We start from the raw sequence: 19,295 nt of genomic DNA on the forward strand, positions 1-19,295 counted from the left end.
CAAATTGCCTTTGTCCGGGATTCGGGCTAGTCGGGGACGAGTATGGACATGGCATTCGACGCGCTTTCCGACGCCTCGGACGAGGCCTTGCTGGTTCTCTATGGCAATGGAGACCCTGCGGCTGCGCGTTCGCTGACGCTGCGCATGGGGCCGCTGGCCTTTCGTGTCGCGATGCGGATGCTCGGCGATCGGGCCGAGGCAGAGGATCTTGCGCAGGAGGCCATGCTGCGGCTCTGGAAGATCGCGCCCGAGTGGCGTCAGGGGGAGGCAAAGGTTTCGACCTGGCTCTACCGCGTGGTGACCAACCTGGCGACCGATCGGCTGCGTCGCCGCCGCGGCGTGGGGCTTGATGACGCGCCCGAGGTGGCCGACGGGGCAGCCTCGGCGGTTGAGCGGATGATCGACGCGGATCGTGCCGCCGCGCTGCAACTGGCGCTTGATCAGCTGCCCGCGCGGCAAAGGCAGGCGGTGATCTTGCGCCATCTGGAGGGCCTCACGAACCCCGAGATCGCCGCAGCGATGGAAATCGGGGTCGAGGCCGTAGAAAGTTTGACGGCGCGTGGAAAGCGCGCCTTGGCAGCCCTACTGGAGGGGCGACGGGAAGAATTGGGGTATGGTCATGACTGACGAAAAGGCGAAAGGGTTGGCGCTCGACGATTTCTTTGCCGCCGCCCGCAGCGATCTGCCCGAGCCCTCGGGCGTGTTTCTTGCGCGTGTTCTGGCGGATGCCGAGGCGGTTCAGGCCGGGTTCGCCGCCGTGCCGAAGGCGCCACCGCGTGCGGGGCTGTTCGCGCGCTTTGCCGATCTTGTCGGCGGCTGGCCTGCCTTGGGCGGTATGGTGACAGCAACGCTTGCCGGAGCCTGGATCGGGTTTGTCGGTGTGGACCGGATCGACACCATCTCGGGGGCCTATTTTGCCTCGGCGGAGACGCTCGGGACGGTTAATCTCTTGCCGGACGGGGACCTTCTGGCCCTGGCCGCGGAATGACGGGGGAGCGATGACGCAGGAAAATAGCACTGCCAAACCGGCAAGCGGCACGCCGACCTGGGTGCGCGTGTTGCTGGGCGTGTCGCTGACGCTGAACCTGCTGGTTGCAGGGGTCGTGGTGGGCGGCATTCTGGGGCATGACCGTCATCCGTCGCGTCCCGAGATCGAAGAGGTCAATCTGGGGCCCTTCACCGGCGCCTTCTCGCGTGACGACCGCGAGGCGATGCGCCGTGCAGCTGACGCGGAGGGGCTGAGCTTCCGTGCCATGCGGCGCGAGGCCCGCGAAGATCTCGACGCCCTTATTGGTGCGTTGGAGGCCGAGCCCTGGGATCAGGGCGCCGTCGCGGCGATGATCGGCCGCTACCGCGAGCGCACGCTTGGTCGGATCGGCATCGGCGAGCGGCTGATGATCGAGCGGCTCGAACAGATGCAGCCCGCAGAGCGGCGCGCTTTTGCCGAACGTCTGCGCCAAGGCTTCGATCATGGTCGCATGCCGCCGCGGGATCGCTGATCCTCAGGCGGCGTTGTCGCATGAGGCGGTGGTCACCCGGTTGCGGCCCTCGCGCTTGGAGCGCATGAGCGCCTGATCTGCCGCGTCCAAAACCGCCGAGACCGGGTCGGTGCCGTCACTGGTCGTTACACCCACGGAAATCGTGACCGCGACATTCCCGGCATCGGCCGGCAATGCGAAGGGTGAGGCCTCGATCGCGCGGCAGATCGCCGAAGCGATGGCTTCGGCTTGTGGCAAAGAGGTCTCGGGCAGCGCGATCAGGAATTCCTCCCCGCCGAAACGGGCCAGCAGGTCCTGTTCTCGCAGGCAGTTGCGCAGGCGCAGTGCGACATCGGTCAGGACGGTGTCGCCTGCGGCATGGCCGAAGGTGTCATTGACCGCCTTGAACCGGTCTAGGTCGAGCGCCATGAGCGCGAAACCTTGCCCGCTGGCCTTGGCCTGATCGGCGAGACTGCCCAGTCTTTGCAGGGCGTAGCGGCGGTTGTGAAGCCCTGTCAGGGGATCGGTCATCGCGAGTCTGAGCCCGTCGGCGACAAAGCTCCGCTTGCGGTCTCGCGTCCGCTTCCGCTCCAGCTGCATCGAAAGGCGCAGCGCGGCTTCCTGCGTCTGGGAGGGTTGTGTGACGTCGATGGGAAGCACGTCGTCAGCGCCCATGTCCAGCGCCATGACAACCGTATCGCTATCGCTGCGCGCCGGTGCGATGCAGATGACCGAATTGCGCGACTGCGCGCGCGAGCGCAGTTCGGACATCAGGCGCAGCCCGTCGCCGGGCTGGGTGCGGTCGGTCGCGATCACATAGGCATCCGGTGCATGCGTCGCCGTCTGCCCGAGCGCATCGCTGGCGCTCAGGCTTTCGACCCGGTCGTTCGGTAGATCCCGTGCAAGCGCATCGGTCCAACGCGATGCCGTGTCGCGATCCGGCGCAATGACAGCGACCCGTGCGGCAGGCGTGAAATGTGACGAGGGTTCAGCAAGGCCCCAGTCTCGATAGGCGGCCTCTCCGACGCGCAGGTCCTGCTCGGTTTCGCGGGCGCGCAGCAGGCTGCGCAGTCGCGCCATCAGGATGCTTTCGTCCACGGGCTTGGCCATGAAATCGTCAGCACCCGCGCGCAAGGCCGCAAGCCTGTCCTCGGGCGCGAGCGTCGCGCTGAGCACGATCACGGGAAGGGTGGCTGTTGACGGATGCGCCTTGATCTGGCGGCAAAGGGCAATGCCATCGATATCGGGAAGGTGCATGTCCAGCAGCAGCAGATCCGGTGCCTCCTGCGCGATCTGGCGCAGAACCTCCGCCCCGGTCCAGGCCTGAACGGTATCGTACCGGGCTGCCGAAAGCTTGACCTTCAGCATGATCCGGTTCGTCGCAACATCATCCACGATCAGGATTTTTCCTGCCATGGCGATCCGAACTCCCTTACCCTGAAACGATACCTCCTGTAGCTATGCGTCGATAAGGTTAACAAACTCTTTCACGCCGTAAGGGGGCAGGGGAAATGCAGCATGAATCGGCGCAGGTTCTGGCCATTCGCGCACTTGGCTGGCTGGCCGGTCAGGATGAGATCTTCGACGCCTTTCTTGCCGCTTCTGGGGCTGCGGCAAGCGATGTGCGCGCGATGGCCTCTGACCCCGGTTTTTTATGCGCGATGCTCGATTTCCTCATGCAAAGCGATGCCTGGGTGATTACCTGTGCCGGTGATCTGGGCGTGCCCCCCGAGGTGCTGCAAGGCGCGCGTGCGGTGCTTGGCGGTGGCGATCAGAGGCACTGGACCTGAGGGGATGAGATGACGCGGATAGCCGGGATCCTGTTTGACAAGGATGGAACGCTCTTTGATTTCAACGCTACCTGGGCGGTTTGGGCGCATGGGGTGATTGAGCGGCTGAGCCGCGGCGATGCCGGGCTAGCCGCGCGGATGGCGGACGCGATCGGGTTTCTGCCCGCGCAAATGCGTTTCGCCTCGGGGTCGCCCGTCATCGCGGGCACCCCGGCCGAAGTCGCGGGGTATCTGCTGGCACATCTTCCGGGCCGCGCGCTGGATGAACTGGTGGCCGAGCTGGACGCGGCCGCGCAGACGGCGCCGCAGGTGGCGGCGGTTCCCCTCGCTCCCTGTCTGGGCGAGTTGCAAGCGCAGGGTCTGCGTCTGGGCGTCTGCACGAACGATTCCGAGGCCGCCGCCCGCGCACATCTTGATGCGGCCGGGGTCGCGCAGCTTTTCGACATGATTGTGGGCTATGACAGCGGCTATGGCGAGAAGCCCGCGGCGGGGCCGCTGCTGGCCTTCGCGCAAAGGGTCGGGCTGGAGCCCGCGACGATCGCGATGGTGGGTGACAGCCCGCATGATCTTCATGCCGCTCGGGCGGCGGGCATGGTTGCGGTGGGCGTGCTGAGCGGCCCTGCCGACGAAGCGACGCTTGCACCGCTGGCCGATGTCGTCCTGCCCGACATTTCGGCACTTGCCGCATGGGTAGGGCGTCGGGGCTGACAGCGCCTCTGGCCAAGCACATGCCCACCGGCTAGCGTGAAGCGAGATCGCAAGGAGGCGGGCCATGATCGGGGCAAGAGTGCAGTATCTTCTGTTGGGTATCGCGGGCGGCCTGGCGTTCTGGCTGCTTCAGCAGATCGACGAAGAGATTGCGGCCGGGCGCCTGCTGCTCGCGCTCGGCGTCTTCTCGGTGACGTTCTTCGGCGGTGCCCTTGGGATGCTGAGCGAGCTTGGTCTACGGCGCTCGGTGATTGGTGCGGCGGGGCTGGGTGTGGTCGTTTCGCTCTTGGCGCTTTGGGAAAGCCTAGGGTTTGCTACGGCCGGCCAGATGCTGTCGGCGGGTCATGCACTCGTCGCCGTCGCGACCGTCGCGGCCTTGCCGGTGCCGTTCCTGATCGCGGCCGGCTTGCCCGGCGGCAAGGGCTGGTCCGACTACCGCATCCTGTTCATAGAAAGCTGGAATATCGTCGTGCGATACGGTGCGGCCTGGCTTTTCGTCGGGATCGTCTGGATGGTCCTGATGCTGGGGGGCGAGTTGCTGGAGCTTGTGGGGATCACCTTCCTCACCGAGATTCTGCGCGAAGATATTGTGGTCTCGCTTGTTTGCGGCGCGGCCCTTGGCCTGGGGCTATCGGTGGTGGCCGAGATGTCCGACATGGTCTCACCCTACCTTCTGCTGCGCTTGCTGCGCCTGTTGACGCCGGTGGTGCTGGGGCTGGTGGTGATCTTTCTGGCGGCGCTTCCGGTGCGCGGGCTGACGCATCTGTTTGGCGGCATCTCGCCAAGCGGCGTTTTGCTGGGCATGGCCTGGGCGTCGATTTCTCTCGTTTCCATCGCGGTTGATCAGGACGATATCGAGGCCGTGCATGGCCCGCTTCTGGCCTGGGCCGGGCGCGGGCTAGCGCTGGTGTTGCCGGCGCTTGCGGCGCTTGCGGGGTGGGGTATCGCCCTGCGCGTGCAGGACCACGGCTGGACGCCCGACCGGGTGATGGCGGCCACGGTGGCGGCGGTCGTTCTGGGCTATGCGGGCCTCTACGCGCTGAGCGTGCTGGCGGGACGTGGCTGGATGGCCTGGATCCGCCGCGCCAATATTGTGATGGCGCTGGCCCTCATCGCGCTTGGGGTGTTGTGGCTTTCTCCAATGATCAACCCCGAGAAGATCTCGTCCCGCTCGCAGATGGCGCGGTTCGCGGCAGGTGAACTGACGCCCGCCGAACTGCCGCTGTGGGAGTTTAAGAGCGAATGGGGCAACCCCGGCGCGCTTGCACTGGCCGAGTTGCAGCGAACGGCGCAGGACCCCGCGCAGGGCGATCTTGCGAAACGGCTGGAGAAGTTGGCCAGCGCCGAGAGCCGGTATGATCTGCCGGGGCCCGACGAAACCGATCTTGATCTTCAGGTCGACGGCCTTCGCGGTGCAGTGACCACCGTGGCTGCGGGCGGTGAGGTGCCCGAGGCGCTCTGGATCGAGCTTGTGCGTATGAACGCGCCGGGCTCCGCGGCGGATTGTGCGACAAAGACCGCGGCGGGGAATGGGCGTTGTGTTCTCGTTCTGGCCGACTTCCGGCCCGAGTTGCCGGGCGAAGAGGCCATTTTCTTCCGCGCCCGGCCGGATGGTGCGCTTGAGACCCAAGCCTATCGCGCCGAGGGAGGGCGGTGGCTGACCACAGCGGCGGTGCCTCTGGTCGGGGCCGGGTCGTTGCCTGCGGATGTGCTGATCGACACGCTCTCAGGGCAGGCCCCTGCGCTGGTTCCCTCGGGTATCATGGCGCTTGAGATCGGCGGTGCGAAGTTCACCGTTTCGCCCTGAGCGCCTTGGGGAATTGTTAACGGGCCTGTCCTAACGTGCCTCTGGGACGGAGGCATCATGCATGGCTTGATCAACAAATCGATTCAGGCGTTTCTGCGCGCCAATTACGGCCAGAGGCTATGGTTGCAGGTCGCCGAACGTGTCGGTTTCGATTCCGAGGGGTTCGAGGCGATGCTGCGCTATGACGATCAACTGACCGAGGATCTGCTGCAAGCTTCGGTCGAGGCGCTCGACAAGCCGCGCGGTGTGTTGCTGGAGGATATCGGCGCTTATCTCGCCTCGCTCGAGCCGATCAGGCGGCTGCTGCGCTTTGGCGGAGAGGATTACTGGGAATTCCTGCAATCGCTCGATGAATTGCAGGGTCGTGGTCAGATGACGTTGCCCGACCTAGAGTTGCCTGAACTGGCCCTGCGAACGCTGCGTGGGGGGCAGTTCATTCTGGATGTGGACGGGACGATACCGGGCTGGGGGGCGGTTATGACGGGCCTTTTGCGAGCCATGGCCGATGATTATGGCGCCTTGGCAATGATCGAAGAGGCGGAGGCCGCCGAGGGCAGGGAGGCCGTGCAGGTGGTTTTGTTGGAGGCGGCTTTCAACGAGGGGCGGCGGTTCGATCTGGCGCCCTGTCGGGAGTAGCCGATGAGCGCGCCCTGTGCCTGCCAGAACTGGGTGCGTCTTGCACGGGGGCTTGGCCCGGATGCCTTGGGGCAGCTGATGCCGATGTTTCTCTGGCTTGACCCGCAAGGACGGATCAGCGCCCTCGGCCCGGCGCTTGGCAAGATCCTGGGGCCGGGTCGCATACTTGGATCGCGCTTCGAGCAGCATTTCCGGTTGCGTTGCGCGCGGGCGGGTCGGTCCGGCGTGGCCTCGGCGCTCGATGGCCGTCGCCGGATCAGCCTGTCGCTGCGCGCGCGCCCCGAGATCACCCTGCGCGGCTCGGTCGCCGATGTTGGGCTTGGGGCGGCGGACGGGCTGCTCTTGAACCTCAGCTTCGGGATTCATCTTGCCGAAGCCGTGCGCGAGTTCGGCCTGACGGAAACCGATTTCGCACCGTCGGACATGGCGATGGAACTGCTCTACCTGCAAGAGGCCAAGGCGACCGTGTTGAACGAGTTGCGCGCCCTGACCGTGCGGCTGGAGGACGCCCGCCGCTCCGCGCTGAGCGAGGCGCAGACCGACCCACTGACCGGGGTCGCGAACCGCAGGGCTTTCGATCTGGCGCTGGAACGGCTGATCCGCGGCCTCGGGCGCGGCGGGCAGAGCTTCGCGTTGGCCCATGTGGATCTGGATTACTTCAAGTCGGTCAATGACACGCTTGGGCATGCCGCGGGCGATCAGCTGTTGCGCAACGTCGCGCGGGTGCTTGAGGAAGAGACCCGCCGGAGTGATCTGGTCGCGCGTGTCGGCGGCGACGAGTTCGTGCTGCTGCTACGCGGCGCGACCGATCCCGAACGTCTCCAGTCACTTGGTGCGCGGATCATCGCACGGCTGGAAGAGCCGTTCACCTATGGCGAGCAGACCTGCCGGATCTCGGCCTCGATCGGTGTCGCGCTCTCGCCCGATTACGATGAGCCGACCGCCGAGGCGATGCTGGCCGATGCGGATGCCGCGCTCTATCTGTCAAAGCGGCTGGGCAAGGGGCGCTGCTCGCTGGCCGCGCCACAGGCGGATGCCGAAGGGATGCGCGCCTAACGTCATCGGTGCGTTACATTTTTCTTTCCAGTCCCGAGGCGGATCGGGTAGGGCTTGCGCATGAAGCAGGGCTTTCCCATTGCGGCGCCGGGGATGCGGATCGGCATTCTGGGTGGATCGTTCGATCCTGCCCACGAGGGACACGCGCATATCACCCATCAGGCGATCCGGCATTTCGGGCTGGACCGGGTGTGGTGGATGCTCAGCCCGGGCAACCCGCTCAAGGCGCGCGGTCCGGCGCCAATGGCGCTGCGCATCGCGCAGGCGCGCCGGATCATTCCCGACCCGCGCGTCGATATCACCGATCTCGAGACCCGGCTGGGCACACGCTACACCGCCGAAACGCTCTCGCGCCTGTTGCCGCTTTATCGCGGCGTGCAGTTTGTCTGGCTGATGGGGGCTGATAACCTGGTGCAATTCGATCGCTGGGACAATTGGCAGGAGATCATGCGGATGGTCCCCGTTGGGGTTCTGGCCCGGCCTGGATCGCGCCTGGCCGGAAAATGCGCCCGCGCGGCGCGGATCTTTGACGCGCATCGCCTCCCAGCCGAGCAATCCCACCGCCTGCCGCTGGCGCAGCCTCCCGCCTGGTGCTTCGTCGATATGCCGATGTCCGATCTGTCGTCCTCGGCGATCCGGGCGCGAGGTGACTGGCGCGGCACGGCTTGAAGCCGCGCAAGCTTGCGCGCTAGGCTGCGGCAAGGGCTTCGGTGCGGAGTAGGCGATGCAGCTTTCACGACGTCAGATGATCTTCGGGGCGGGGGCGCTTGCCTGCGCCATCCCGCGTGTCTCTTGGGCGGCTGGTGGGGCGGATGGCCCGATCGCGGGCCTGAGCGGGGATGTCAGCTATGTCGTAGCCGAACTGGCCAGCGGCAAGATACTTGGCGCGCGCAACGCAGAGAAGGCCATGCCCCCGGCGTCCACCGTCAAGGCGATCACCTCGCTTTACGCGCTGGAGACCTTGGGGGGCGGGTATCGGTTCGCCACCCGGCTGATCGCGACCGGCCCGGTCTCGGGCGGTGTGCTTCAGGGCGATCTGGTGCTGGCGGGTGGCGGCGATCCGACGCTGACGACCGACGATCTGGGCGATATGGCCGCGCAACTGGCAGCGTCCGGGCTGCGCGGGGTCAGTGGGCGCTTCCTCGTCTGGGGCGGGGCCTTGCCCTACGCGCCCGAGATCGCCGGCGATCAGCCGATCCATGTCGGCTACAACCCGGCGATCTCGGGTCTGATCCTCAACTTCAACCGCGTACATTTCGAGTGGCGCCGTGCAGGGAAGGGCTGGCAGATCGGCATGGATGCGCGGGGCGAACGGTTCCAGCCCAAGGCCTTCACCGCCGAGGTCGCCTTGGCGAACCGCAAGTCGCCGCTGTTCACCTATGCCAATTCGGGCGGGAAGGAGCATTGGACGGTCGCCGCGAGCGGGTTGAACAAGCATGGCAGCCGCTGGCTGCCGGTGCGCAACCCCGATGCCTATGCGGGCGACGTGTTCCAGACGCTGGCGCGTGCGCAGGGGCTGGCGCTGCCTGCACCGAGATCCGTGCGGGATATGCCGGGCGGCACGGTTCTGGTCGAGCACCGCTCGGAACCGCTCGGCGTCATCTTGCGTGGCATGATGAAATACTCGACCAACGTGACCGCCGAGGCGGTGGGCATGACGACGAGCACCGCGCGCGGAGCGCCTGCGGGGCGCGGCCAATCGGGCGCGTCGATGGGGCAATGGCTTGCGGCACGCATGGGCGGGTCGGGGGCGCGGTTCGCCGATCACTCGGGGTTGGGCGCCGAGTCGCGCATTTCCGCGCAGGAGATGGTGCGTGCGCTTGCGCAGCTTGGCCCCGGCATGGGGCTGCGCGACCTGATGAAGGGGTTCGATCTGCGCGACGACGCGGGGCGCAAGATGCAGAACCAGACGCTCCAGATCGAGGCCAAGACCGGCACGCTGAACTTCGCCTCGTCGCTGGCCGGCTACATGACCGGGCGCAACGGGCGGCAACTTGTCTTCGCGATCATGACGGCGGACATGAATCAGCGCCGCCGCACGGTGGGCCAGGAAACGCCGGCAGGCTCACGCGAGTGGATCCGCCGCTCGAAAATCCTGCAAAGCCGCCTGCTGGAGCGCTGGTCCGCGCTTTAAGCCTCAGAGCTTGACGTGGCGCACCTTGGCGCCCCACTCGATGGCAACCGCGTGGAGGCGGTCGATCGCCATCTCGCCGCGAATCTCCTCAAGCATCCGCAGCTCGGGCTGATGCAGCACGCCATCGGCCGCGGCCACGTCGCAGGCCAGCGCATAGGCGGTTTCATATAGCTTCTGAGGCAGGGCCGCGCGCACGAGGCCAAAGAGCGCCTCAAGCCCCTCTTCCTCTTCAAAGAGCGAATAGACGGTCTGCGCGACGGGACGGATGCGGTCGATGTCATAGGTGGCGAAGATCGGCATGTGGTTCACCATCCGCTCGATCGCGACCAGTTCCGATGTCCGGATGTTCTCATCCGAGGCCGAGACCGCGACCATGACGGCGACAAGCGCGTCTTGCGGGGAAAGCGAGGGCAGGGTGTCGGTCACGGGGGGGCATCCTTTCACTGGTTCTGTGGGCAAATTATTGACGATTGCGCCCCCGTTCAATAGGTGGGTCGCGAATGGGCGCATGGGGCGCCCGGTGAGGTGTGAAATGACGAGCCTTCGTGACGCAGCGATGAAATCCAAAGCCTGGCCCTTCGAGGAAGCCCGCCGGGTTCTCAAGCGTTACGAAAAGAAAGACCCGGAGAAGGGCTACGTGCTCTTTGAGACGGGCTATGGCCCGTCGGGTCTGCCGCATATCGGCACCTTCGGCGAGGTGGCACGCACCACGATGATCCGCCGCGCCTTCGAGACGATCTCGGACATCCCCACGCGCCTGCTGTGCTTCTCGGACGATATGGACGGGATGCGCAAAGTGCCGGAGAACGTGCCGAACCAGGATCTGCTGAAGGCCAATATCCAGAAGCCGCTGACCGAGGTGCCGGACCCGTTCGAAGAGTTCGAGAGCTTCGGCCACCACAACAACGCGATGCTGCGCCGTTTCCTTGATACCTTCGGGTTCGAGTATGAATTCGCCAGCGCGACCGAGTATTACAAGTCGGGCAAGTTCGACGCGATCCTTCTCAAGGCCGCCGAGAAATACGATGAGATCATGGCGATCATGCTCAAGTCGCTGCGCGAAGAGCGTCAGCAGACCTATTCGTGTTTCCTGCCGATCCACCCGGAAACCGGGCGGGTGCTTTACGTGCCGATGAAGAATGTCGATGCCAAGGCCGGCACGGTGACCTTCGACGACGAAGAGGGGCGCGAGTGGACGCTGCCGATCACCGGCGGCAATGTGAAACTGCAATGGAAGCCCGATTTCGGCGCGCGTTGGGCCGCGCTCGACGTCGATTTCGAGATGTATGGCAAGGACCACTCGACCAACACGCCGATCTATGACGGGATCTGCCGCGTGCTAGGTGGCCGCGCGCCCGAGCATTTCACCTATGAGCTGTTCCTTGATGCCAATGGTGAGAAGATCTCGAAATCCAAGGGCAACGGTCTGTCGATCGACGAGTGGCTGACCTATGCCTCGACCGAGAGCCTGAGCTACTTCATGTATCTCAAGCCCAAGACCGCCAAGCGCCTGTGGTGGGATGTGATCCCGAAGATGGTGGACGAGTATCACCAGCAGCTGCGCGCCTACCCGGATCAGCCTATCGACCAGCAAGTGAACAACCCGGTGTGGCATATCCACGGCGGCAACCCGCCCGAGTCGAAGATGGTGGTGCCGTTCGCGATGCTGCTCAACCTCGCCTCGGTGGCCGGTGCGACGGATAAGGAGGGGCTGTGGGGCTTCATCAAGCGCTATGCGCCCGAAGCCACGCCCGAGACGCATCCCGACCTCGATCAGGCGGCCGGGTTCGCGGTGCGCTACTTCCACGATTTCGTCGCGCCCGAGCGTCAGTTCCGCCTGCCGAGCGATCAGGAGCGCGCTGCGATGGAGGATCTGGCGGCCCGCCTCGAAGCACTGCCCGACCAGGATCTGCACCTGACCTTTGCCGATGCGGATCCCTCGGAAGCGTTGCAGACCATGGTCTTCGCGGTTGGCAAGGAGCATGGGTTCGAGAACCTGCGCGAGTGGTTCCAGGCGCTTTACGAGGTGCTTCTGGGCGCGTCGCAGGGGCCGCGTTTCGGCGGGTTCATCGCGCTTTACGGCGTGAAAGAGACCATCGCGCTGATCAATCGCGGTCTTGCGGGCGAACTGGCGGCCTGATCACCCGGCGCGCCAGAGTTTGAACCAGCGCCCCCACCGGTCCGCTAGGGCCTCGGGCGGTTCGGCAAAAAGACGGGAGCCGAGGCGGAATGCCTCGGCTTCCTGCGTTTTCTGGATCTGCCGGAGATGGTGGCGTAGGGCTCTCGCCGCGTCATGCGGTAGATGGGTGGGCGCGGCTTCGGCCAGCACGGCGAGGTCGTGGTGCTGGCCAAGCAACTCGCCCAAGGTGTCGACGATCTGAGCGTGGCCCTGCATCTTCTCGGGCCAGATCGGCTCCAGCAGGCGGGTATGATACCAATGGTGCTTTGTTCGCGACCGCCAGGCGTGCAGGGCCTCATCGGTCGGATCGTGCTGCGCGCGCGCCATCCGGGCTTGCGCTCGTGCGTAGCTCTTGCTCAGGCCGGGGGCGAGCGCCTTCCAACCCTTGCCGATCACGCTCCAATGTGCGGCGCGGTCGCGGATGGTGGCGATGTTTTGCGCGAAGGTCTCAAGGGCTTCGTGCTGGAGGGCCGTTGCGGTGACATCCGACAACCGTTCGTGCATCAGTTCCGCCTCGGCGGAGCCCTGCGCGATACCTTGCAGGGTCTCGCGCATGACCTCGGCGTCGCGCAGTTGTGCGATCCCGGCGGCGGCATCGCGCAGGGCGGCGTTTTCTTTGGCAAAGCTCTCGAAGCGCGGCGCGACAAGACGCAAGAGCCCACGCGTCTTCTTGGTTGCCTTGCGCAACTCGTGAATGTGCGCGGCGCCTTCGGGCTTGCGTGCGAGTTCTACCGCGAAGGATAGCTCTTCGGTTGCGATGCGGCGCAGCATCGCGGTGGTGTCGGTGTCGTCGGCTTGTAGGCGGTAAGGCATGGTGCGGTCAGTCTGGAGGCTTGCCCATTTGGTAGCAAGCCGCTGCGTCGGTTTCGTGACACGGCGAGCGTTCGCTGCCCTCAGCACATTTTTAACCCTGGCGGCTAGTTCTGGCGCGGCCGGTGCGGCGGGCGCCCCGTGCATTTCCATGACGAACCGCCATCGCGCCGCTTCATGCCGGTGGCGCTCGGGTGGGACTGAACCAAGAGGAACCTCGAATGAACATTGCGGTTACGGAGGGTCTGGCGCTAATGCCGCCGGCTTTCGAGTTGGGGCTTGATGTGTGGTCGAGCGCAGACGGAACGGCCGGATCGGCAACCTATCAGGGCGCGGCGAATGCGGCGATCGTTCCGGCCGATCAGGATTTTGGCGCCTGTCTGGAGCTGACCAAGACCCAGTCCACCCAAAAGCTGCGCTACATGGGCCAGACGCCGATCCTGCCTGGCGCCTATCTGCGGATCACGGCGCGCGTCAAGGCGATCAGCGGCAACCTGCCCATCGTGCGGATCGCCGCCTACGCGATGAATGCTTCGGGCCACGTCGCGGGGCTGGTCGAGCGCTCGGCCGAGATCGCGCTGGAAAGCTATGGGCAGGTGGTGAGCGTGTCCGCCATCGTCGGCACAGGGCAGCGCGTGGGCGTGGACATGCCCTGGGGCACCCAGCCCAGCTACGGTCACTTCGGGATCGACCTGACCGGCGCAAACGGCGGCGTCGTGCGCATTGATGACATCGTGATCGAGGATGTGACCGAGGTTTTCCTGCGCGATATGATGGATTGGGTCGATGTGCGCGACTACGGCGCGCGGGGCGATGGCGTGACCGATGACCGCGCCGCCTTCATCGCGGCCGACAATGCCGCCAACGGGCGTATGATCGTGGTTCCCAAGGGCAGCTACCTGATCGGCTCGACGCTGTCGATCAATGCGCCGATCCGCTTTGTCGGCACACTGGTCATGCCCACCGCTGCGCGGCTTTCGCTGATGTCGAGCTTCGACTTCCCAACCTATGCCGAGGCCTTCGGGGGTGAGCTTGCCGGCCTGAAGAAGGCGCTTCAGGCGCTGTTTGCCTATACCGATCACAATTCTCTCGACCTGAAAGGTCGCCGGGTCGAGGTGACCGAACCGATCGACATCAAGGCCCTTGCGCCGGATCTGAGCAGCTTCTCGAACCGTCGTGTCCTGCGCAACGGCCAGCTGAACGTGATCGACGGCGCGGTCTGGGCCGATACGGTTGTGACCTCGCAGGCGACCTATTCCATCAGCGCCCCCGAGACGCTGACCGGCGTCGCCAACATAGCCAATATCCCGGTCGGTGCGCGCGTGTCGGGCACGGGCGTCGGGCGCGAGGTCTATGTGCGCGCGGTCAATGTGGGTGCGGGCTCGCTGACGCTGTCGCACCCGCTGTTTGGCGGGGCGGGGACGCGCACGCTGACCTTCACGCGCCACAAATACGTGCTCGATTTCTCGGGGCTTGCGAAGCTCGACCGGTTCAACATCGACGATGTCGAAATCCTGTGCAACGGCGAGGCCAGCGCGATCATGCTGCCGCCCTCGGGGCAGATGTTCCATGTGCGCGACTGCTACATCAACGCGCCGAAGGACAAGGGGATCACCTCGATCGGCACCGGCTGTCAGGACATGCTGATCGACCGCTGCCAGTTCCTGTCGAACGAAAGCCAGGTTCCGGCGACGCAGCGCGTCTCGGTCGCGTTCAACGTCAATGCCAACGACACCAAGATCCGGGATTCGCGCTTCGTGCGCTTCGGGACGACGATGATCCTGCACGGGACGGGGCACCTGATTGTCGGCAATCACTGGTTCCAGGGCGATGAGGAAACGAACGGCGCCCGCATCGCGGGCCTCGTGTTCACCCAGACCAATGTGCAGTCGGCGGTGACGGGGAACTACATCGACAACTCGGTGATCGAGTGGACGAACGAATACGATCCAACCCCGAATTTCGGCAACGAGTATTCCTTTGGCGGCCTGACCGTCACCGGCAACACCCTTGTCAGCCTCGACGCAGCGCCCTGGTTCACCTGGTTCTCGATCAAGCCCTATGGTTCGGGGCATTTCATTCACGGGCTGAACATCTCGTGCAACGTGTTCCGCGCCATCAACGGCGAGGTCGATCGCTTCGAGAAGGTGGACACGACCTATGCCGACCTCGATCGCTCGCGCTTTCGCAATATCCAGATCGAGGCGAATACGTTCAACGGCGTCGGGCAGTTCGTCTGCAACCCGGTCTTTCTGCAGGTCGATCAGGCGACAGCCCAGACGGTGTGGACCGTCACGCCCGGCGCCTATCTTCCGTTTGGCGGGTGGGCGCGGAATGTGGAAAGCGTTCTGGCCGAGGGGATGATCACCAATAACTCCGGCTCGCGCGTTTCGTCGATGCCCTATGTGGTGGTCGAGCAGGGCGCCGCCAAGCAGGATGTCACGCTGAACTGGGCCGAGGCCGCCAAGGGGCGCGTCCAGGTCAAGATCCGTTGCGATAATCCGAACTGATCCGGTCCCGCGATCGACCGGCAAGAAGGGCGCCCGTTTGGGCGCCCTTTCATTTTTGCGCCAGATCCTCGGCGCTCAACCGATAGGCCCGCGCGAAGCCGCCGTTAAGAAGGCCCGACAAGAGCCGAAACTCGACGAAGAAGAAGTCCGGCAGATTGATGTAGAGCTTGGCCTTGGGATGATCGGCAAGCCATCTGTCGCGCGCCAGGGCGCCGCGCGGGTCATCCGGGGGCAGGGCGTGCGCCTCGGCCTGAAGGCTTAGCCGCGGATGGGTCAGCGGATCGCCCTTGGCGCCCGGCTCACCCAGCAAAAGGCCCGCCCGTGCGTCGTGCCGCAATGCCCGGCTGTGCGCCGAGAGGCCCGATAGCAGGGCCCAAAGCCCGCCTTCGGGGCCCGGGCCCAAGGCGATGCGGCTGACCGAGGGAAAGCCCGTCTCGGGGTCGATAACGGCGAGCGATCCATGCCGCGCTGCGGAAATCAGATCATGCGCAAGTTGGCGCGCGTCGTCGTCGGTGGTGCGGATCGGGGATTGGGGCGGTACCATCCGGGGCCTCCTGCAAGGATCTGCGGGGTCTCTGGGTGCCATGCGTAGCAATGCGCGCACCGCCGGACAAGCGGTGCTTGATACGCGAATGAGTCGCGAACCATTGCAGGAAAGTCGCAAACGCAGATCGCGCCCGAGACGCGCTAGCACTGGCGTCCTCAAAGCGATCCAGCGGCTAGGGCTGCGCCCCTGGCACCCGCCCTGTTCCTTGCGAAGGCATCCGGATGCTGCCGGCTCAGTGGGGCGGCAGCCCGTTGGTAGCCCCCCGCATTTCCCGCGATCAGAGATTCGGCTGCGCAACGCGGGCACGAATCAGCCCTGCGTGCTGCACTGCGGCATCGGAGTTGTGGCAAAATGCATTGATATCGCAGAAGTTCGGGGGTCGGGCTGGTCGGCCACGGAAATGAAAAATCTCACGCAGCCGTGAACTGGCAAGGGTATGAAAGAAAATGTCAAATTTTCGGACATTCCAGTAACATTAACATAATTATCTTTTTTGTTGTGAAGAAATTTACAGAAAATTCAATTTCTATTAGGGGGTTACATGAAACCTGACAATTGGTTTAAAGTGCCGTTGGGGTAGGATGTCTCTGACTTGTTCGGGGGCGGGTTGCGGCCTTGTGCCGCTGGTTTTTCTAGGGAGGATTGGCCATGGCGGCTCAGGAGCAGGCAAACGCAGCGCCCGACGTGCGTGAAGTTCCGGCTGGATTTGAGAATGCTCACGCGAACACGCAGAAGTATCTGGAGATGTACCGTGAGTCTGTTGAAAACCCGGACGCGTTCTGGGGCCGTGAAGGCAAGCGTCTGGACTGGATGACGCCCTACACCAAGGTGAAGAACACGGACTTCACCTATGGCAAGGTTTCGATCAAATGGTTTGAGGACGGCGTTCTGAACGCCTCGGTGAACTGCATCGACCGCCACCTGAAGGATCGCGCGCTGCAGACTGCGATCATCTTCGAACCCGATGATCCGGCTGAGCCTGCCCAGCACATCACCTACAAGGAGCTGTCCGAGAAGGTGAACCGGATGGCGAACGTCCTGCTGTCGCAGGGCATCATGCGCGGCGACCGCGTTGTCATCTACCTGCCGATGATCCCGGAAGCGGCCTATGCGATGCTGGCCTGTGCCCGTATCGGCGCGATCCACTCGATCGTCTTCGCGGGCTTCTCGCCGGACGCTCTGGCGAACCGCATCAACGACTCGGGCGCGAAACTGGTGATCACCGCCGACTTCGCTCCGCGCGGTGGCCGCAAGACCCCGCTCAAGGCCAACACCGACGCCGCGCTGCTGCATTGCTCGGACAAGGTGCGTTGCCTTGTCGTGAAGCGCACTGGCGACCAGATCTCCTGGGTGCAGGGCCGCGACGTCGACCTGCTCTACCTGATGGATCACGTCTCGCCCGACTGCCCGCCGCGCCCGATGAACGCCGAAGATCCGCTGTTCATCCTCTATACCTCGGGTTCGACCGGCAAGCCGAAGGGGGTCGTGCACACGACCGGCGGCTATCTGGTCTATGCCTCGATGACGCATCAATACACCTTCGACTACCATGACGGCGATGTCTTCTGGTGCACCGCGGACGTGGGTTGGGTGACCGGCCACAGCTACATCGTCTATGGTCCGCTGGCCAATGGCGCCACGACGATCATGTTCGAGGGCGTGCCGACCTATCCGGACGCGGGCCGCTTCTGGGAGGTCTGCGAGAAGCACAAGGTCAACCAGTTCTACACCGCGCCGACGGCGATCCGCTCGCTGATGGGGCAGGGGCCGGAATGGGTTGAGAAGTACGACCTCTCGAGCCTGCGCGTGCTGGGTTCGGTGGGTGAGCCGATCAACCCCGAAGCCTGGGTGTGGTACGACAAATACGTCGGCAAGGGCAAATGCCCGATCGTCGACACCTTCTGGCAGACCGAGACTGGCGGCCACATGCTGACGCCGCTTCCGGGCGCGACGCCCACCAAGCCCGGCTCGGCCACCAACCCGTTCTTCGGCGTCAAGCCGGTGATCCTGGACGCGGCGACCGCCGTGCGTCAGGGCGAGACCGAGGCCGAGGGCGTGCTGTGCATCTCGGACAGCTGGCCGGGTCAGATGCGCACCCTCTGGGGCGATCACGAGCGCTTCCAGGAAGCCTATTTTGCGCAGTATCGCGGTTACTACTTCACCGGTGACGGCTGCCGCCGCGACAAGGACGGCTACTACTGGATCACCGGCCGCGTCGATGACGTCATCAACGTCTCGGGCCACCGGATGGGCACGGCCGAAGTTGAATCCGCGCTGGTTGCGCACCCGACCGTGGCCGAGGCCGCCGTTGTGGGCTACCCGCACGACCTCAAGGGCCAGGGCATCTACGCCTATGTCACGCTGATGAACGACATCGAGCCGACGGACGAGCTGCGCAAGGAGCTTGAGAAGTGGGTCCGCACCGAGATCGGCCCGATCGCCAAGCCCGATATCATCCAGTGGGCTCCCGGCCTGCCCAAGACCCGTTCGGGCAAGATCATGCGCCGCATCCTGCGCAAGATCGCCGAGAACGACTTTGGCTCGCTCGGTGACACCTCGACGCTGGCCGATCCTTCGGTGGTTGACGATCTGATCGCCAACCGTGGCAACAAGGGCTGAAACGATGGCAACTGATAACAACGCAGTCGCGACGACGCCCGCCGTTCTGATCCTGCTCGGCCCCCCCGGGGCCGGGAAAGGCACCCAGGCCCGGATGCTCGAAGAGCGTTTCGGCCTGGTCCAACTCTCGACCGGCGATCTGCTGCGCGCCGCCGTTGCGGCGGGCACGCCTGCTGGCCTCGCCGCGAAAGCGGTGATGGAGGCCGGTGGCCTCGTCTCGGACGAGATCGTGCTGAACATCCTGCGCGATCGCCTCGGCGAGCCGGACGTGACCGCAGGCGTGATCCTCGACGGCTTCCCGCGCACGGCGGGCCAGGCCGAGGCGCTTGACGCACTCCTGTCCGAGGCCGGTCAGCGGGTCACCGCGGCGATCAGCCTTGAGGTGGATGACGAGGCAATGATCCAGCGCGTCGCTGGCCGCTATACCTGCGGCAGCTGCGGCGAGGGCTATCATGACGATTTCAAACAGCCCGTTCAGGCGGGTGTTTGTGACAAATGCGGAGGCACGGAGTTCAAGCGCCGGGCCGACGACAACGCCGAGACGGCGCGTGCAAGGCTGGTCGCCTACCACGCCCAGACGGCACCGCTGATCGCCCACTACGGGGCCCTCGGCGTTCTCGAGAAGATCGACGCGATGGGTAACATCGACGAAATCGCCTCGGGTCTCGGGTCGATCGTGGAACGCGTATCGGCTTAATTTTGGGGGAGGGGCGGGCCCGTTCCGGGCCCGTTTCGGAAAAAAACAGGGAGTTACGCTTATGGCGGACAAATCTTCGTCCAATGCCTACTGGAGAGCGAATATCCGGACCATCCAGCTGTATCTGGTGATCTGGTTCGTCTGCTCGTTCGGCTTTGGCATCCTTCTGCGCCCGATGCTGTCGGGCATTGGCATTGGCGGCACCGATCTGGGCTTCTGGTTTGCTCAGCAGGGCTCGATCATCGTCTTCTTGATCCTGATTTTTGCTTATGCCGCGCGCATGAACAAACTGGATAAAGAACACGGCGTGGAAGAATAAGGGAG

At 64.7% G+C, this 19,295-nt stretch carries 19 protein-coding genes; 15 read left to right on the forward strand and 4 right to left on the reverse strand.

Annotated features, from left to right (window positions below; all coding sequences use genetic code 11):
* Nucleotides 1-42 precede the first annotated feature (42 nt).
* From N3C64_RS08925 to N3C64_RS08935, 3 genes are read left to right on the forward strand one after another with little or no spacing between them, the layout of a single operon-like run.
* A complete protein-coding gene (locus tag N3C64_RS08925; protein ID WP_260014007.1) occupies nt 43-627 on the forward strand; it encodes an RNA polymerase sigma factor in 585 nt (194 codons plus the stop codon).
* Entirely contained in the window at nt 620-988 is a 369-nt protein-coding gene (locus N3C64_RS08930; RefSeq protein WP_260014008.1) for a dihydroorotate dehydrogenase, read from the forward strand. The genes N3C64_RS08925 and N3C64_RS08930 overlap by 8 nt, the downstream gene beginning before the upstream one ends.
* Before the next feature lie 10 nt (nt 989-998).
* A complete protein-coding gene (locus N3C64_RS08935) occupies nt 999-1,499 on the forward strand; it encodes a periplasmic heavy metal sensor (protein ID WP_218630969.1) in 501 nt (166 codons plus the stop codon).
* 3 nt (nt 1,500-1,502) lie between these two features.
* Here N3C64_RS08935 and N3C64_RS08940 read toward each other — a convergent pair whose 3' ends face one another.
* Nucleotides 1,503-2,894, reverse strand: a complete 1,392-nt coding sequence (locus tag N3C64_RS08940) for a diguanylate cyclase domain-containing protein (RefSeq protein WP_260014009.1) — start codon at nt 2,892-2,894, stop codon at nt 1,503-1,505.
* Between the two features lie 95 nt (nt 2,895-2,989).
* Between N3C64_RS08940 and N3C64_RS08945 the strand changes: the two genes are divergently transcribed.
* From N3C64_RS08945 to dacB, 7 genes are all read left to right on the forward strand, one after another.
* Nucleotides 2,990-3,268, forward strand: a complete 279-nt coding sequence (locus N3C64_RS08945; protein ID WP_218630971.1) for a DUF3572 domain-containing protein — start codon at nt 2,990-2,992, stop codon at nt 3,266-3,268.
* Nucleotides 3,269-3,277: 9 nt separating this feature from the next.
* Complete coding sequence (locus N3C64_RS08950) at nt 3,278-3,976, forward strand: HAD family hydrolase (protein ID WP_218630972.1); 699 nt, start codon at nt 3,278-3,280, stop codon at nt 3,974-3,976.
* 64 nt (nt 3,977-4,040) lie between these two features.
* Nucleotides 4,041-5,783: a DUF4153 domain-containing protein gene (locus N3C64_RS08955; protein ID WP_260014011.1), complete on the forward strand. Its 1,743-nt coding sequence runs from the start codon at nt 4,041-4,043 to the stop codon at nt 5,781-5,783.
* A 57-nt stretch (nt 5,784-5,840) separates the two neighbouring features.
* Complete coding sequence (locus N3C64_RS08960; RefSeq protein ID WP_260014012.1) at nt 5,841-6,419, forward strand: heme NO-binding domain-containing protein; 579 nt, start codon at nt 5,841-5,843, stop codon at nt 6,417-6,419.
* 3 nt (nt 6,420-6,422) lie between these two features.
* Nucleotides 6,423-7,475: a GGDEF domain-containing protein gene (locus tag N3C64_RS08965; RefSeq protein WP_260014013.1), complete on the forward strand. Its 1,053-nt coding sequence runs from the start codon at nt 6,423-6,425 to the stop codon at nt 7,473-7,475.
* Between the two features lie 60 nt (nt 7,476-7,535).
* On the forward strand, nt 7,536-8,144 hold the full coding sequence (locus N3C64_RS08970; RefSeq protein ID WP_218630976.1) for a nicotinate-nucleotide adenylyltransferase: 609 nt from the start codon (nt 7,536-7,538) through the stop codon (nt 8,142-8,144).
* 55 nt (nt 8,145-8,199) lie between these two features.
* Nucleotides 8,200-9,609: a D-alanyl-D-alanine carboxypeptidase/D-alanyl-D-alanine endopeptidase gene (gene dacB / locus N3C64_RS08975; protein ID WP_260014014.1), complete on the forward strand. Its 1,410-nt coding sequence runs from the start codon at nt 8,200-8,202 to the stop codon at nt 9,607-9,609.
* 3 nt (nt 9,610-9,612) lie between these two features.
* Here dacB and N3C64_RS08980 read toward each other — a convergent pair whose 3' ends face one another.
* Nucleotides 9,613-10,035: a tellurite resistance TerB family protein gene (locus tag N3C64_RS08980; RefSeq protein ID WP_218630978.1), complete on the reverse strand. Its 423-nt coding sequence runs from the start codon at nt 10,033-10,035 to the stop codon at nt 9,613-9,615.
* Between the two features lie 106 nt (nt 10,036-10,141).
* Between N3C64_RS08980 and N3C64_RS08985 the strand changes: the two genes are divergently transcribed.
* On the forward strand, nt 10,142-11,749 hold the full coding sequence (locus N3C64_RS08985; protein WP_260014015.1) for a lysine--tRNA ligase: 1,608 nt from the start codon (nt 10,142-10,144) through the stop codon (nt 11,747-11,749).
* Here the strand turns inward: N3C64_RS08985 and N3C64_RS08990 are convergent, their stop codons facing one another.
* On the reverse strand, nt 11,750-12,601 hold the full coding sequence (locus tag N3C64_RS08990) for a CHAD domain-containing protein (RefSeq protein WP_260014016.1): 852 nt from the start codon (nt 12,599-12,601) through the stop codon (nt 11,750-11,752).
* A gap of 218 nt (nt 12,602-12,819) precedes the next feature.
* Between N3C64_RS08990 and N3C64_RS08995 the strand changes: the two genes are divergently transcribed.
* Nucleotides 12,820-15,108, forward strand: a complete 2,289-nt coding sequence (locus N3C64_RS08995) for a glycosyl hydrolase family 28-related protein (RefSeq protein ID WP_260014017.1) — start codon at nt 12,820-12,822, stop codon at nt 15,106-15,108.
* A gap of 49 nt (nt 15,109-15,157) precedes the next feature.
* Here the strand turns inward: N3C64_RS08995 and N3C64_RS09000 are convergent, their stop codons facing one another.
* Nucleotides 15,158-15,652: a HugZ family pyridoxamine 5'-phosphate oxidase gene (locus tag N3C64_RS09000; protein WP_260014018.1), complete on the reverse strand. Its 495-nt coding sequence runs from the start codon at nt 15,650-15,652 to the stop codon at nt 15,158-15,160.
* Between the two features lie 651 nt (nt 15,653-16,303).
* On the opposite strand from N3C64_RS09000, the gene acs reads away from it, so the two are divergent.
* The 3 genes from acs (at nt 16,304) to N3C64_RS09015 (ending at nt 19,290) form a co-directional block, all read left to right on the forward strand.
* Entirely contained in the window at nt 16,304-18,274 is a 1,971-nt protein-coding gene (acs, locus tag N3C64_RS09005; RefSeq protein WP_218630983.1) for an acetate--CoA ligase, read from the forward strand.
* A gap of 4 nt (nt 18,275-18,278) precedes the next feature.
* Nucleotides 18,279-18,971, forward strand: a complete 693-nt coding sequence (locus N3C64_RS09010; protein WP_218630984.1) for an adenylate kinase — start codon at nt 18,279-18,281, stop codon at nt 18,969-18,971.
* A gap of 61 nt (nt 18,972-19,032) precedes the next feature.
* On the forward strand, nt 19,033-19,290 hold the full coding sequence (locus N3C64_RS09015; RefSeq protein ID WP_218630985.1) for a DUF4212 domain-containing protein: 258 nt from the start codon (nt 19,033-19,035) through the stop codon (nt 19,288-19,290).
* The last annotated feature ends 5 nt before the right edge of the window (nt 19,291-19,295 follow it).

Origin of the sequence: Sedimentimonas flavescens (assembly GCF_025154035.1) — a bacterium.
GTDB lineage: Bacteria > Pseudomonadota > Alphaproteobacteria > Rhodobacterales > Rhodobacteraceae > Rhodobacter > Rhodobacter flavescens.

Coding starts and splice junctions, on each gene's coding strand:
- N3C64_RS08925 (WP_260014007.1), top strand. CDS start 43: ATGGACATGGCATTCGACGCGCTTTCCGACGCCTCGGACGAGGCCTTG.
- N3C64_RS08930 (WP_260014008.1), top strand. CDS start 620: ATGACTGACGAAAAGGCGAAAGGGTTGGCGCTCGACGATTTCTTTGCC.
- N3C64_RS08935 (WP_218630969.1), top strand. CDS start 999: ATGACGCAGGAAAATAGCACTGCCAAACCGGCAAGCGGCACGCCGACC.
- N3C64_RS08940 (WP_260014009.1), bottom strand. CDS start 2,894: ATGGCAGGAAAAATCCTGATCGTGGATGATGTTGCGACGAACCGGATC.
- N3C64_RS08945 (WP_218630971.1), top strand. CDS start 2,990: ATGCAGCATGAATCGGCGCAGGTTCTGGCCATTCGCGCACTTGGCTGG.
- N3C64_RS08950 (WP_218630972.1), top strand. CDS start 3,278: ATGACGCGGATAGCCGGGATCCTGTTTGACAAGGATGGAACGCTCTTT.
- N3C64_RS08955 (WP_260014011.1), top strand. CDS start 4,041: ATGATCGGGGCAAGAGTGCAGTATCTTCTGTTGGGTATCGCGGGCGGC.
- N3C64_RS08960 (WP_260014012.1), top strand. CDS start 5,841: ATGCATGGCTTGATCAACAAATCGATTCAGGCGTTTCTGCGCGCCAAT.
- N3C64_RS08965 (WP_260014013.1), top strand. CDS start 6,423: ATGAGCGCGCCCTGTGCCTGCCAGAACTGGGTGCGTCTTGCACGGGGG.
- N3C64_RS08970 (WP_218630976.1), top strand. CDS start 7,536: ATGAAGCAGGGCTTTCCCATTGCGGCGCCGGGGATGCGGATCGGCATT.
- dacB (WP_260014014.1), top strand. CDS start 8,200: ATGCAGCTTTCACGACGTCAGATGATCTTCGGGGCGGGGGCGCTTGCC.
- N3C64_RS08985 (WP_260014015.1), top strand. CDS start 10,142: ATGACGAGCCTTCGTGACGCAGCGATGAAATCCAAAGCCTGGCCCTTC.
- N3C64_RS08990 (WP_260014016.1), bottom strand. CDS start 12,601: ATGCCTTACCGCCTACAAGCCGACGACACCGACACCACCGCGATGCTG.
- N3C64_RS08995 (WP_260014017.1), top strand. CDS start 12,820: ATGAACATTGCGGTTACGGAGGGTCTGGCGCTAATGCCGCCGGCTTTC.
- N3C64_RS09000 (WP_260014018.1), bottom strand. CDS start 15,652: ATGGTACCGCCCCAATCCCCGATCCGCACCACCGACGACGACGCGCGC.
- acs (WP_218630983.1), top strand. CDS start 16,304: ATGGCGGCTCAGGAGCAGGCAAACGCAGCGCCCGACGTGCGTGAAGTT.
- N3C64_RS09010 (WP_218630984.1), top strand. CDS start 18,279: ATGGCAACTGATAACAACGCAGTCGCGACGACGCCCGCCGTTCTGATC.
- N3C64_RS09015 (WP_218630985.1), top strand. CDS start 19,033: ATGGCGGACAAATCTTCGTCCAATGCCTACTGGAGAGCGAATATCCGG.